The 13,108-nt window shown below is 43.8% G+C and carries 13 protein-coding genes; 6 read left to right on the plus strand and 7 right to left on the minus strand.

The window, feature by feature from the left end; genetic code table 11:
• Window positions 1–262: 262 nt before the first annotated feature.
• From IM456_RS06740 to IM456_RS06750, 3 genes are all read right to left on the minus strand, one after another.
• Window positions 263–541, minus strand: coding sequence for a hypothetical protein (locus tag IM456_RS06740; RefSeq protein ID WP_002735949.1), 279 nt, complete (start codon window positions 539–541; stop codon window positions 263–265).
• A gap of 499 nt (window positions 542–1,040) precedes the next feature.
• Window positions 1,041–2,624: a photosynthetic/respiratory NAD(P)H-quinone oxidoreductase subunit D1 gene (gene ndhD1 / locus IM456_RS06745; protein WP_045360515.1), complete on the minus strand. Its 1,584-nt coding sequence runs from the start codon at window positions 2,622–2,624 to the stop codon at window positions 1,041–1,043.
• A gap of 433 nt (window positions 2,625–3,057) precedes the next feature.
• A complete protein-coding gene (locus IM456_RS06750; RefSeq protein ID WP_149985353.1) occupies window positions 3,058–3,795 on the minus strand; it encodes a phycocyanobilin:ferredoxin oxidoreductase in 738 nt (245 codons plus the stop codon).
• Between the two features lie 218 nt (window positions 3,796–4,013).
• Here IM456_RS06750 and IM456_RS06755 point away from each other — a divergent pair, with 218 nt between their 5' ends.
• Both IM456_RS06755 and IM456_RS06760 read left to right on the plus strand, forming a co-directional pair.
• Window positions 4,014–6,326: a transglutaminase TgpA family protein gene (locus tag IM456_RS06755; RefSeq protein ID WP_149985352.1), complete on the plus strand. Its 2,313-nt coding sequence runs from the start codon at window positions 4,014–4,016 to the stop codon at window positions 6,324–6,326.
• A 286-nt stretch (window positions 6,327–6,612) separates the two neighbouring features.
• A complete protein-coding gene (locus IM456_RS06760) occupies window positions 6,613–7,077 on the plus strand; it encodes an SRPBCC family protein (protein ID WP_149985351.1) in 465 nt (154 codons plus the stop codon).
• A 74-nt stretch (window positions 7,078–7,151) separates the two neighbouring features.
• Here the strand turns inward: IM456_RS06760 and IM456_RS06765 are convergent, their stop codons facing one another.
• Complete coding sequence (locus tag IM456_RS06765; protein WP_002762986.1) at window positions 7,152–7,355, minus strand: ssl0294 family protein; 204 nt, start codon at window positions 7,353–7,355, stop codon at window positions 7,152–7,154.
• A 70-nt stretch (window positions 7,356–7,425) separates the two neighbouring features.
• On the opposite strand from IM456_RS06765, the gene IM456_RS06770 reads away from it, so the two are divergent.
• From IM456_RS06770 to IM456_RS06780, 3 genes are all read left to right on the plus strand, one after another.
• Entirely contained in the window at window positions 7,426–7,941 is a 516-nt protein-coding gene (locus tag IM456_RS06770) for a DUF1499 domain-containing protein (RefSeq protein ID WP_287691409.1), read from the plus strand.
• 37 nt (window positions 7,942–7,978) lie between these two features.
• Complete coding sequence (locus IM456_RS06775; protein WP_004163102.1) at window positions 7,979–8,476, plus strand: DUF427 domain-containing protein; 498 nt, start codon at window positions 7,979–7,981, stop codon at window positions 8,474–8,476.
• Window positions 8,477–8,680: 204 nt separating this feature from the next.
• On the plus strand, window positions 8,681–9,562 hold the full coding sequence (locus tag IM456_RS06780) for a 4-hydroxybenzoate solanesyltransferase (RefSeq protein WP_287691407.1): 882 nt from the start codon (window positions 8,681–8,683) through the stop codon (window positions 9,560–9,562).
• A 34-nt stretch (window positions 9,563–9,596) separates the two neighbouring features.
• Here the strand turns inward: IM456_RS06780 and IM456_RS06785 are convergent, their stop codons facing one another.
• Both IM456_RS06785 and IM456_RS06790 read right to left on the minus strand, forming a co-directional pair.
• Window positions 9,597–9,938 (minus strand): hypothetical protein, encoded by a 342-nt coding sequence (locus IM456_RS06785; RefSeq protein ID WP_287691405.1) that lies wholly within the window; start codon window positions 9,936–9,938, stop codon window positions 9,597–9,599.
• A 147-nt stretch (window positions 9,939–10,085) separates the two neighbouring features.
• Window positions 10,086–10,310 carry a hypothetical protein gene (locus IM456_RS06790; RefSeq protein WP_287691403.1) on the minus strand — a complete coding sequence of 75 codons (225 nt, stop codon included), beginning with the start codon at window positions 10,308–10,310 and terminating at the stop codon, window positions 10,086–10,088.
• Window positions 10,311–10,556: 246 nt separating this feature from the next.
• Between IM456_RS06790 and IM456_RS06795 the strand changes: the two genes are divergently transcribed.
• Window positions 10,557–10,796, plus strand: a complete 240-nt coding sequence (locus IM456_RS06795) for a DUF6737 family protein (protein WP_287691401.1) — start codon at window positions 10,557–10,559, stop codon at window positions 10,794–10,796.
• Here the strand turns inward: IM456_RS06795 and IM456_RS06800 are convergent.
• Window positions 10,761–13,061 carry an ATP-dependent helicase gene (locus tag IM456_RS06800; protein WP_287691399.1) on the minus strand — a complete coding sequence of 767 codons (2,301 nt, stop codon included), beginning with the start codon at window positions 13,059–13,061 and terminating at the stop codon, window positions 10,761–10,763. The two genes, IM456_RS06795 and IM456_RS06800, sit on opposite strands and share 36 nt — an antisense overlap.
• Window positions 13,062–13,108: the final 47 nt, after the last annotated feature.

Genomic DNA, 13,108 nt, shown 5'->3' on the forward strand with positions numbered 1-13,108 from the left:
TATTAGTGAAAAGAAAACGGCAACTTCCTAATTAGGGTTTGCGGCAAAAAGTTTTTCGTGGGGGTAGGGTGTGGGGTGTGGGGTGTGGGGTGTAGGGATTTAGCCATTTTCAGGTGGTCAATTACCTAATTTTCAGGGAAAAAGTCCCTAAATTTTCCCCCTGATCACTCCAATGGTCGGCACTTTTTGAGGGAAAAAAAGTCTAAAAACCTTGTTGGATAAGGTTTTTAGATTTATTTAGCAAACCCTAATTAGATCTCTGTTAGGGATTGGGAAGAAAACCAAAAAGTTTAGCTGCCCCTCCTAAAATGGCAACAACCAAAGCGATTAGAATCCCTCGATTGGTAAATTCCTGATTAGCGACTCTTGCAGTTAATCCTTTAATTTCTGTGGTTAGTCGCTCATCTAGGGCTTTAATCTCCCCTTTTAACTCCGATTGTCCTATCTCTAGCTTGTTAACATCTCTTTGTAGAGAGTCTATTTTCCCCTCAATCCTTGTCAGAACAGCTTCTAGGGAATAAGTCACGGTTTCGTTAGACATGAGCTAAACTCCTATATTTTGCTATGTTGCGGTCTCGCGTAGCGAGCGCGTTGCGACCGCCTAATCTTCTTTGGGCGCGATTGCTCCAGTGGGGACTAATTCTGATAATTCTCCAGGCTGTACTCGGTAGCGATCGCATTAAAATAATGACACAATCAATTAAAAGTATAATAAGCTAAACGGCGCTTAACCTGCATGATCCAACAGCTATAACCCTTTTGGAGTCTATATCGGTGATCCGAAGTAAAAGCCGTTTAGCTTAATACTAAATCCGTTGAGTAACGCACAGAAAACGGGTTTCTCGGAGAAACCCGTTTTCTACTCATGCAAAAGGCAAAAGGGAGAATAAATAATCATTCTTTAATAACCGGATATAATATTAGTAAAAATTATCAATTGAATGTTAAGAAGTGCGGAAAGTGGGATTTAATACTGCTCACTTAAAACTCAAATCTGATAACTGGTAACTGATAACTGATAACTGATAACTGATAACTCCTTAGATTTCGGGGGCTTTTAGGGAATAAAGGGAGAAACTAGCGGTTTTTGCCTTTGCCTGTTGCACTAAACTGGGGACAGAATTACGCGCTAGGGCGGTTAATTTATTGGTGGTAGCATCGTAAATCGTCGTCGCCACTTTGGGATAGAGTCCAATGCCGATAATTGGCACTAATAGAGAAGCGATGATAAAGACTTCCCGGGGTTCCGCATCCACTAGGGCATGGTGTTCTTCTAATTCCTTATTTTCCGGCCCGTAGAGAATTTCTCGCAACATGGACAAGAGATAAATCGGGGTGAGAATGACACCGATAGCTGCTAAAAAGACGATAATGACGCGGAAAGTGGGACTATAGGCATCACTGGTGGCAAAACCGATAAATACCATTAATTCCGCCACAAAACCGCTCATACCGGGCAAAGCCAGGGAAGCGAGGGAACAGGTGGTCCACATGGCAAAAACTTTCTTCATTTTCTTGCCGACACCGCCCATCTCGTCTAACATCAGGGTATGGGTGCGATCGTAGGTACAACCGACCATAAAGAATAAACTCGCCCCAATCAGTCCGTGGGAAATCATCTGTAACATCGCCCCACTTGTACCAATATCGGTAAAGGAAGCCATACCAATCAGGACAAATCCCATGTGAGAGATGGAAGAATAGGCAATTTTGCGCTTAAGATTGCGTTGGGCAAAGGAGGTTAAGGCGGCGTAGATAATATTAACTACCCCTAAAATCACCAAAACGGGGGCGAAAACGGCGTGAGCATCGGGTAACATCCCCATATTCATCCGTAAGAGCGCATAACCACCCATTTTAAGCAAAATTCCCGCTAGTAACATATGGGCGGGGGCAGTGGCTTCGCCGTGGGCATCCGGTAGCCAAGTATGAAGGGGGAAAATCGGCAGTTTTACCCCGTAGGCAATCAGGAAACCAGCGTAGAGGAATAATTGCAGTTTCAGGGGAAAATCCTTGCCGGCAATAGTCACCATGTCAAAGGAGACGGTATCGCCATAAAAAGCCATCGTCAGCGCCGCTACAAGGATGAATAGGGAGCCTCCGGCGGTGTAAAGGATAAATTTGGTGGCCGCGTAGAGACGGCGTTTACCGCCCCAAATAGAGAGGATCAGATAGACGGGGACCAATTCTAATTCCCAGACGAGGAAGAACAGTAACAGATCCTGTACGGCAAACACCGCAATCTGTCCCCCATACATCAACAGCATCAGGAAGTAGAATAGTTTCGGTTTAAAAGTCACCGGCCAAGCCGCTAAGATAGCCAGAGTGGTAATAAATCCCGTTAAGATAATCAGAGGCATGGAGAGGCCATCGGCTCCTAAAGACCATCTTAGGTCAATTTCGGGCAACCATTGGTAACTTTCCACTAATTGCAGATTGGGATTAGCGAAATCGTAACTGGTATAGAAAGCGTAGATAATTAGGGCAAAGTCGATTAATCCCACCGTCAGAGCAAACCATCTCACGGTTTTACCGTCTTTATCGGGAATTATGGGAACCAATAAAGCGGCGACGATGGGAAAAAGGATGATGGCAGTTAACCAAGGAAAGTTCGTTAGATTCATCGGCTGTTTTAATATTTATTTAATTGTCAGAATCGAGAAATTAAGCTAGGGCTTTTTGGCGGTTTTACCGGGGAAAACCGCTTTTTTTCTCTTGTTCTCGCGGTTACAGTTAACTGTACCTAAATCAATCTAGCAATTATTTTCCCGTCCTTGTCTGTTAATATTGTTAAGTTTCAAGAGACTTCTGGCCTAATTAATTTTTAAGAGTTCAAAAATGGGAAAAATAGCGATGAGGTTGCAGAAAATCTCTAAATAAGTGGGTAGGTGTTAAAAATTGTCGGCTCCCCCCTTATTAAGGATAGGGTTGATTCATGAATCAACCCTACGATGAATCAACCCTACGATGAATCAACCCTACGATGAATCAACCCTACGATGAATCAACCCTACGATGAATCAACCCTAGTAGCAAAGGGGAAAGGGATAGTTCAGTTTAATCGGGCAGATCAAAGAGAACACCCGTCATATAACGCTCTGCCCATTCCCAACCGAAGGCTTTTTCTAGTACACGCCGAGTTTTATCGTTTTTTTGCTGTTGACTACAATAATCCCGTTGTCCCTGTAAATAAATGCGCGCCGCTTCCCCAGAAAGAGGCTGACTTTCCCTAGCACATTTGCAGTGAATTGTCAAGAAATCTGTTACTCTTTGTAAAAATTGTCGTTCCTCGGCGGCGGTTTCGGGACGAATAAACAGACAATATTCGGAGAAAATATGACCCCAAGGCGGTAAATCACGAGCTTGGGCGAAATCAGCCCCAGGTAGAGCCGCTAAAGCTTGATTATAGGCACTAGGGAGGGTTTTATCGCCACTGGTGGGAGAAAGATCCACAATAGCGGCACTGATTCCCGCTTTGCCAGAGACTATATCACATCCGAACATCGGCAGCGGATATTCTGGACGGGGGAACATGACACAGTGAAGGATATCCAAACCATTGCCCAGTTTAGCCAGTTCTAGGTGCATTTTGCGGAACTGGGGAGTTTGATAGCAGCGATTCTCGATAATTAATTTTTCCCCTTCTAAACGTCCCTCCACATAGCCTAAACCTTCCGGCAACTCAAAGGGCGACAAATCAAGATAATTTTCCCAGTGGGACAGAATTGCCGTGGCTAATTGTCCAATCAGGGGATGAAGTAACGGTAAAATTTCAGGCTTGGTAACGGCTATCATGGGTCAGTAATCAGTAATCAGTAATCAGTTATCAGTTATCAGTTATCAGTCATCAGTAATCGGCTTTTTTCTCCCTATCTCCCCTGCTCACCTCTCCCTGCTCCCTTCTCCTGTATCCTGACTCCTGACATCTAAAATCCACTTTACCTCATGGAGCGATCGAGATTAGAACTGGGAAACATAAAATTAACTTCTTGATCCTTCTCCCAATTTAGCCTATGGTTAGCAGTGCCGCTCGTCCAAGACTTTCCTTAAAAACCCTCTGGCAAAAGATAGAATCTTCTCCGTTGCCAGAAACCGAGGAATCGATTATTTTAAGAATTCTGGTGCAAGCTTTAGTAATCGTCGGTATTATCGCCACCGATGTGGCTACTGATAGTTATACCAGTATTTGGGCGGTTCCTCTCAGTATTATCGGCGGAATCTGGAGTTGGCGACGCAGGAAAAAGCGCAATATCGGGGCAAAATTTTGTATAGCGATCGGAATGTTAGTGGTGTTGGCGCTATTCTTGGGTAATATCGTTGCGATGCAGGATAGTCGCATTGCCCTAACACAATTATTAATTCAACTGCAAATTCTCCATAGTTTTGACCTGCCCCGACGCAAAGATTTAGGGTATTCTATGGTAATCGGTTTAATTCTCTTGGGAGTCGCCGGGACAATCTCCCAAACCCTCGCTTTTGCGCCTTGGTTAATCCTGTTTCTGCTTTTAGCCCTACCTACCCTAGTTTTAGACTATCGTTCTCGTTTAGGTTTAGATAATCTCAATCAGAGTCTCCCTTTCTTCTCAAAGAAACCCCCGCGTCTAGCCACAAAAAAATTAGTTTCCCCGCAAAATTCTCCCCTTTCTCCCAAACGTTTCGGGATTTTCTTTCTGACAATTCTCCTCTTGGGATTGACAATTTTTGCCCTGATGCCGCGTTTTCCGGGTTATCAAATTCAATCTTTTCCCGTCAATAGTCCCGAAGGTATGGAAAATCAGGATTTTGAACAGGGAGACCGACAAATCGTTAACCCCGGCTATGTGCGCGAGGGTGAAACGGGGAATGGTGGCGTAAATGGCGGTAATAGTCCCACTACAGGGTCAGGACAGCTAGATTCTACCTTTTATTACGGTTTTAACACCCAAATCAACCAAAATTTGCGGGGAAGTATGACTCCCCAGATAGTCATGCGGGTACGTTCTCAAGCCCCCGGATTCTGGCGGGCGATGGCGTTTGATCGCTATACTGGTCAAGGGTGGCAAATCTCGCGAGATCAAGAAGTAGAGGATTTAAATCGCAGTAGTTGGTCCTATCGTTTTTTTGTGCCGCTACCCGCAACCCAAGCAAAAACCCATCAGGTAGTCCAAACTTACAGCATTGTCTCCAGTTTACCGAATATTATCCCTGCTCTTACTTCGCCTCAGTTTCTCTTTTTTCCTACCCGACAGGTATCTCTGGACCGAGAAAATAGCTTAAGGTCGCCAGGGGGATTAGCGGAAGGGCTAACTTATACTGTAATCTCACAAGTGCCAGAACGCAATCGCAGCCAATTGCGATCGGCCCCAGAAACTTACCCGAAGGCTATTCTCAAGCATTATTTACAAATTCCTGCCGAAATTGCCCCGAAAGTCCGCCGAAAAACCGAGGAATTGCTGGCAAAATCTCCCACACCGTTAACCTCTCCCTACGAGAAGGCCCTATATTTGGCCCAAGCATTAAAGCAAAACTACGAATTAAAAGCCGATTTGCCCTTTTTAGCCGAAAATGAGGATTTAGTCTCGGCCTTTTTGTTTCGTTTTCAGGGGGGTTACGCCGATCATTTTTCCACCGTGTTAACGATTATGTTACGCTCGATCGGTATTCCTGCCCGATTAGCCACTGGTTTTGCCCCTGGCCAGTTTAATCCTTTCACTGGCTTTTATGTTGTCCAAAATACGGACGCTTACGCCATCACAGAGGTGTTTTTCCCCGGTTACGGTTGGTACACTTTCGATCCTATCCCAGGCCACGAATTAATTCCCCCATCCTTTGAGGAAGCGGAACCTTTTAGCGTACTCAAGCAATTTTGGCAATGGGTAGCCGGATGGTTGCCCTCTCCAGTAACGGGTTTTCTCGGTCTTATTTGGGAAAATGTTATCGTTACTATCGGTAAGTTATTGGGATGGTTATGGCGCTTTATTTCTGGCAGTCTTTTAGGGGGAATTCTCGGCGGTTTAGTGGGGGTCGTCTTCGCTTACGCTGGTTGGTTAGGATGGCTACAGTTCCATCGTTGGCGTAGGAGTCGCAGGTTGGCGAAACTAGCACCGATCGAGCGTTTATACCAGCAAATGTTAGGAATCTTAACAGAAGCCGGTTATGGCAAACATCCCGCTCAAACCCCTTTAGAATACGCCACCGCCGCCCGCAGCGTCCAACCGCCGCCAGTGGCGAATATTATCGAGGAGATTGCTCGCGCTTACGTTGATTGGCGTTATGGCGGGAAATCGGCTAATATTGAGAGTTTACGCCAACGTTTTCGAGAATTTGTCAAGTTGGTGAAAAAGTGAGCTTGAGCCTATAGTTAGGGTTTGCGGCAAAAAGTTTTTCAGCAAATCCTAAATAATTAGTCTTTAATAACAGAAAACGGGTTTCTTTAAGAAACCCGTTTTCTAGACAAACCTGACTCCAATAGCAAATTAGGTTACACTTTATCTTGATGAGAAAGGCTATAAACAAGACTATGTTAATAAATGTAACCAAGGCCGAAACCCTTACTGTTGCCTTGTCTGCACAGTTAACTTTATTTTTGTCCGACTACCGATAATTCTCAGCCAGCAATTTATAAGCAGATCAATGTCATCTTGTCAAGTATTTGAACAATCAATTCAGATTAAAGCTAGTGCCACGACGGTAGAGCGTTGTATCACGGATTTGGAGTTAATGCGTCGTTGGTTGAATCCGGTGTTAGTTTGTGAACCTATCGGGGATTGGAAGACCGATATCGGTGGTAGAAGTCGTTTTTTGATTCAAATTCCCCTAATTCAGCCAACGCTAAAAAGTACGGTGATTGAGAGGGAACCGGGGTTAATTGTCTGGCAATTTGAAGGATTTTTTCGCGGATGCGATCGCTGGGAATGTCAACCCAATGATGGCGGCACTTGTCTAATCAATCGTTTTGAGTTTGCGATTCCTAATCCGGTTGTGGGGTGGGGATTCCAGCAATTCGCCGCCAAATGGACTAAAAAGGATATGGAAGCGCAATTAAGACGCTTAAAACGAGTAGCTGAGGAAATTTATCTACTTTCAGCCAAAAGTTAAGCTGATGGGGGGGGGTAAGCGGGGGTTTTGGGGATGGGAGAATACCCTCACCCCCAACAGCTAACCCCCGATACCTAATCGATCGAGATCGACTGGGGACCGTTGCCGTTATCCTGATTATTGTCGTTAAAACTGACTAATCCCTGCTGTTCTAACCATTTTTTGAGGGGATCGTCCGAAAGTTTCAAGCGCAGTAATCCAGAGGCAAAACCACCGAAAAAAGCGATCGGTTGTTGAATCAGTTCTTTAACAACGGGTTGTAATTCATCGAGAAACATCTTATTCTATCTCCTGATATTGCCACACCTATCAATGTTAAGTTAATTGAAGTGATTCTGTAAGACTAGCATGACTGAAACTTCCGACACGGTGAAAAAATCTTTCCGGCTGACCCCGTTTATTTTCCTAGGAATACTGCTCATCTGGCTAGGAATTAGGTTAATTGCTCCCGATAGCGTCAGTTTATTCGCCGGTACTCGTCCCGATTATTTGGGAGTCAGGGAAGGTAAACTGGCTCCTTGTCCAGTCACTCCTAATTGTGTTAGTAGTCAGAGTCAGGATCAGGCTCATTCGATCGAACCCCTTAGTTATCAGGGTAGCGGCAAAGAAGCGATCGAGCAATTAGCTAAAATTATCGCCTCCCAACCGAGAACTAAAATTATTAACCAAGATAGTAACTATCTCTACGCCGAATTTAGCAGTCAATGGATGGGATTTGTCGATGATGTGGAATTTTCTCTCAATCCTAGCAAAAATGCGATCGATGTTCGCTCGGCCTCCCGGTTAGGAGAATCGGATTTAAATGTCAATCGAGAACGAGTGGAAACCCTGAGAAAACTCTTTTCAGTGATCAGTAATCAGTAAACGGTGAACTGAATCAGAGAATACGATAAGAAAAATTATGTTTCGTCCCCAACCGATACCAGCAAAAGCAGGACAGGAATCCGTCTGGGATTATCCGCGTCCCCCGCGCCTAGAATTATCGCCTAAACACCTAAAAATTATCTTTAATGGTGTGATAATTGCCGATACTAAAAGCAGTTATCGAGTTCTAGAAACCAGTCATCCCCCAGTTTATTATCTACCGCCCCAAGATATTAAAATGGAATACCTGCAAGCCACAGCAGAAAAGTCTTTTTGTGAGTGGAAAGGTCTAGCGGGATATTACAATATCACCGTTGGCGACCAACAGGCAATTAACGCCGCTTGGTATTATCCGGACCCAACACCAGAGTTTCAGGCAATTAAGAATTATCTGGCTTTTTATCCTGCCAAAATGACCGCTTGTTATGCCGACGGGGAATTAGTACAACCGCAACCGGGCAACTTTTACGGGGGATGGATAACCTCCGATGTGGTTGGTCCATTTAAAGGCGTTCCCAATAGTTGGGGCTGGTAATCACGTTAAGTAAGTAGGGTTTACTGAAAAAGTTTATTGGTGGGGTTAGGAGTCAGGAGCCGGTCGTCAGGAGATTATTTTTATTTATTCTTCCCACACCCCACACCCCACACCCCACACCCCACACCACACTTCCCCATCCCCCCACTTCCCCACTTCCCCATCTCCCCCTTAACTCCTAGTTTCTACTTTTTACGAGAAATTATGACTATATCCCAACCCGATCTAGAACCCACTTGGATGACGATTATTCGCCTCTTGCGCTGGGATAAACCCGCCGGTAGGTTAATTTTGATGATTCCCGCTTTATGGGCGGTATTTTTGGCGGCAGACGGTGTGCCACCGCTACCCTTGATCGGGGTGATCATTTTGGGAACTTTGGCCACTAGCGCCGCCGGCTGCGTGGTTAACGATCTTTGGGATCGGGATATCGATCCACAAGTCGATCGCACTCGTAACCGTCCTTTAGCGGCCAGAGCTTTATCGATCAAGGTTGGTTTGATTATCGCTCTAATTGCTTTTTTTTGCGCCGCAATTTTAGCTTTATATCTGAATTTCCTGAGTTTTTGCCTATGTTTAGCCGCCGTTCCCCTGATTATCTGCTATCCTCTCGCCAAGCGGTTTTTTCCTGTACCCCAATTGGTTCTTTCTCTCGCTTGGGGTTTTGCCGTTTTAATCTGTTGGAGTGCCGTCACCAGGTCGTTAAATAGTAATACATTTATATTATGGGGAGCGGTGATTTTTTGGACATTGGCATTTGATACAATTTATGCTCTGTCCGATCGAGAGGATGATCTCAAGGTTGGTATTAACTCCAGTGCCATATTTTTCGGCAAATACGCTCCGGAAGCCGTGGGGGTCTTTTTTGCCCTAACAGTGGGTTTATTGGCTTGGGAGGGGCAAAAAATGCAGTTATCAGCCTTTTTTTGGCTAGGGTTGGGTCTAGCGGCGATTGCTTGGTTGCGTCAATACTGGTTGTTACGTCAATCGGATTTACCCAAACCAGTTTATGGTCAAATGTTCGGTCAAAATGTTTGGGTCGGTTTTATTTTATTAGCGGCTATGATTGCGGGAAGTTTGTATTAAAACTCCCCCGAAAATGTCCCTAGAGTCAGTTTGTCTATTCTGACTCTAATAATCCCATTACCTTAGCTGATGCGGGTTCACCAGTCATGAAAGCTACCCGTCTTTGAAAATTTTTTTCCACAGCAATGCAGGTATTTAAGGGATTTAAAATACCCTTTCTGATTTCCCTTTCCCAAGAATAATTTCTTTCTCGGTGTTTAAATCTTGATAATTGCTGGGTGAAAACAGTAACCACTTGATAAATGATTTTTAAATCGTAAAGAGAGTCAATTTGAGAAATTTTAACCGCTAAAGCCCGAAATTGACGGGATATTTCTTGAGCTTGCTCTTGACTACAGCCATGGTCACGATGATAATAATTAACTACTTCTGCCATGTACTGAGCGTGTTTAGCGGCATTTTGAATACTAAGTAGGTGGGTGGAATTAAATATAAGATGAACGTAGGTTGGGTTGAAGCATGAAACCCAACGCCCCGATGGGTTACGCTACCGCTAACCCATCCTACAAATGATTGTGCCTCCCTACTGAGCGTGTTTAGCGGCATTTTGAATGCTATGTTGAGCATTTTCCACGGGAGCAAGAAATCGATCTAATAATAGCTGTTGGGCGTAGGCATCGCGAAGGGACGAATTAGAGATTATTTGCAATTCGGCCATTCTTTCTTCATGTTTACGGCGATTTTCGGCATAAATCTCCGTCAGAATAGTATCTAACAGCTTGGGAATCGGATAAAAGACATCAATCATAGGAAAATTTAGCTTAGTTTGTCTAGAGATAAGAAACTCTATTAATAAGTAGGTAGGCACAATTATTTGTAGGATGGGTTAGCGGTAGCGTAACCCATGCGGGCGTTGGGTTTCATGCTTCAACCCAACCTACGTTCATTTTATATTTAATTCCACCCACCTACTTAGAATTACCCAAAATTATAGCAGTGATCTGAATAGTCAGGTACGATAAAATCAAGTTAGTAAATTACCGCCCCTTAACCAATGTCTAACTCGAAATCTAGTAGCGTTTGGGACCACAAACCCCGTTGGTGTCAACCTTGGTCGATTTTGTTGACAGGAATTACCCTGATTGCCGGGTGTTGGTTTTTAACTCAGCGTCTCTGGTTAACTCTACTCCTATCTATTCCCATACTCCTTTGGTGGTTTTTCTTCCTAATTCTTTATCCGCGGACGCTGCAGCAACAGTTAAACACAGAAAGAATCGGGGAAAGCATTGATTAAAACAGGAAAGACAGGACAGGGATTTTTATCCTGTAATTGACTACTTTCATCCCCGCGAAAAGTGTTCCAACGGAAGGGAGCTTTTTTTTCACTCGACATCCATAAAAGTCTTTTTGCTCGCGTCATCGCTACATACAAAAGTCGGTATTCTTCAGCTTTTTTAAGTTGTCCAGCTTCTAACCAAGCGCTTAAAGGTGGGGGAATAATTGGTATGCTGTCGGGGTTTAAATAGCGTTGATGAACCGCTGCTCGAATTTGCGCCCGGGCCACTTCTGCGAGGGTAAAATCTGCCAAAAATTTTGCCCCATTGGGAACCCAAGGTTTGCCAGGAATAATATCTTCGTGAAGAAAGGGAATAAAAACATAATCCCAGTCTAAACCCTTGGCTTTGTGCATAGTAATAATCGTCAGTTGTCCGGGACGAGTATAACAATCGTCGTTATCTTCTTCCACTCCTTCAAAGCGCTCAGAGGCGATAATTTCATTAAGAGTATTAATTGTATTTTTTAGAGAACTATTACCAGCAGTTTCCTGATAAATACGGGCGGTTAATTTTTGCAAAGTAGCTAATTCTGACCCCGAATATTGGAGAGTCATAGCGAAAAAAGACAGGAGTTGATAATGGGGTAATTCTAATCTAGCTTTTAGTAAACTGCAGCAATAACGACGGGCGATTTTTTCGTTAGATTTCAGTTCGGGATCGAGGGGAGTGGGATAAAGAAATTGTTCGGGATAGGTAACTAAAGGATTTAAGTCTTGGGCAGTAATTAAACCCCTAAATTGTAGCACTTCTAAGGCCGCTTTGAGATAATCGGGAGAGTGGGGACGTTCGACAAAAGCCAATAGTTTCAGCATTTCGGCGGGAATTTGGGAAAAGCGATCGATCTCATTAGCTTCAAAAATTCTGATTTGATAACTTTTATAAAAATGGGCAAATTTTTGAGCAAAAAAGTGTCCCTGTCGATTTTCTCTAACGAGGATAGCCGCATTATGTTGAGGGTTTTCTTGGAGTAATTTAACTAGACGTTTTTCAATTAACTCTACTGTTTGATAAATGTCATCGGGTTGATAAATTTCTAATCCTTTTCCCTCCTTAACTGGATTAGGTTGGGGATCTTCGGCGCTGACGGGAAGAATCGCTTGAACCCGAAAAGGAGCCTCGGTAACTTTATGATTATCTTTCCCCTGTTTCCAATCTCGATCGACCCATTGTAAAACTAAATTAGCAGCTTCAATAATTTTAGTATTGCTGCGACCTGCTTGGTTCATAGTGGATAAATTGCCTTCGCTTTGACAACTTTCACAAAACCAATTAAAGTAAACAGGATCGGCGGGGGTAAAGGTAGAATTAATGGCTTGATTGGGATCGCCGACGCGAATTAAATTAGGTATTTCTCCGTCATTATTTTTTGCTAAAATAGTAATTAGTTTTTCTTGAAGAGGACTAGAATCCTGTGCCTCATCTTCAAAGACTCCAAAGACAGATTTTTGCCATTGTCGGCGAATTTTTTCTTCCTCTAATACTCGCAAGGCTCCTAAAATCATGTCATCATAATCTATATAGTTTTTCTGACGCATCAGGATTTCATACTGTTGGTACAAACCACTAGCAATAGCGAGAATTTGATAATTATCGTCGGTGTAGTGGCTTAATTCCCAAACTTGCTGCGGTGATAATCCCGAACTTTTTAGCTCATGAATGGCCGTATAGGCAAGACTAGGTAAAATTTCGGTTCTCAGCACCGATTGACGGCGTAATCTTTCGGTTTCTTCCCCATCAAATTCCACTCCTTCTAATAACTTTTGATAACGAATTGGGTCGGCAATTAGCCATTTTTCCACCGAGTTTCTAATAATTCTGTGGCTAGGAGTCGGAATAACTAAGGTAGAAGATTCGAGGTCTAATCCCGATAATTCCGGGTAACGACGGGCCAATTGTAGGGCCAGTCCGTGCAGAGTTTGGACGCTGAAACCTTGGGACGAAAGTTGTAAATCTTGCAAGCGTTGTTTAATTTTAGCTTTAATACTAGCGGCAGCTGATCGCGTGTAGGTGACAATAATTAACTGTTTTTTAGCATGAAGTTGCTCACGAGCAATAACCATGGCGGCAGCTACGGCCAAACTGTGGGATTTTCCTGCCCCCGGCACCGCAGAAATGGCCATTTTTCCCCCTTGCCAATCGGCTAATTCCTGTTGTCCGGCTCGCAGTTGTTGCCGGAGATTGACCAGTAAATTTTCTCGATTAATTACTTTAGTTTCGCTCATTATGCCCCGCCAATTTTATTTTTAGTTTAATTGTATTACTAATTATA

It is taken from the genome of Microcystis sp. M079S1 (assembly GCF_020246425.1).
Lineage (GTDB): Bacteria > Cyanobacteriota > Cyanobacteriia > Cyanobacteriales > Microcystaceae > Microcystis > Microcystis aeruginosa.

Bases quoted from the DNA above. Each gene is read 5' to 3' on its own strand.
- IM456_RS06740 (WP_002735949.1), bottom strand. From the start codon at position 541: ATGTCTAACGAAACCGTGACTTATTCCCTAGAAGCTGTTCTGACAAGG.
- ndhD1 (WP_045360515.1), bottom strand. From the start codon at position 2,624: ATGAATCTAACGAACTTTCCTTGGTTAACTGCCATCATCCTTTTTCCC.
- IM456_RS06750 (WP_149985353.1), bottom strand. From the start codon at position 3,795: ATGATAGCCGTTACCAAGCCTGAAATTTTACCGTTACTTCATCCCCTG.
- IM456_RS06755 (WP_149985352.1), top strand. From the start codon at position 4,014: ATGGTTAGCAGTGCCGCTCGTCCAAGACTTTCCTTAAAAACCCTCTGG.
- IM456_RS06760 (WP_149985351.1), top strand. From the start codon at position 6,613: ATGTCATCTTGTCAAGTATTTGAACAATCAATTCAGATTAAAGCTAGT.
- IM456_RS06765 (WP_002762986.1), bottom strand. From the start codon at position 7,355: ATGTTTCTCGATGAATTACAACCCGTTGTTAAAGAACTGATTCAACAA.
- IM456_RS06770 (WP_287691409.1), top strand. From the start codon at position 7,426: ATGACTGAAACTTCCGACACGGTGAAAAAATCTTTCCGGCTGACCCCG.
- IM456_RS06775 (WP_004163102.1), top strand. From the start codon at position 7,979: ATGTTTCGTCCCCAACCGATACCAGCAAAAGCAGGACAGGAATCCGTC.
- IM456_RS06780 (WP_287691407.1), top strand. From the start codon at position 8,681: ATGACTATATCCCAACCCGATCTAGAACCCACTTGGATGACGATTATT.
- IM456_RS06785 (WP_287691405.1), bottom strand. From the start codon at position 9,938: ATGGCAGAAGTAGTTAATTATTATCATCGTGACCATGGCTGTAGTCAA.
- IM456_RS06790 (WP_287691403.1), bottom strand. From the start codon at position 10,310: ATGATTGATGTCTTTTATCCGATTCCCAAGCTGTTAGATACTATTCTG.
- IM456_RS06795 (WP_287691401.1), top strand. From the start codon at position 10,557: ATGTCTAACTCGAAATCTAGTAGCGTTTGGGACCACAAACCCCGTTGG.
- IM456_RS06800 (WP_287691399.1), bottom strand. From the start codon at position 13,061: ATGAGCGAAACTAAAGTAATTAATCGAGAAAATTTACTGGTCAATCTC.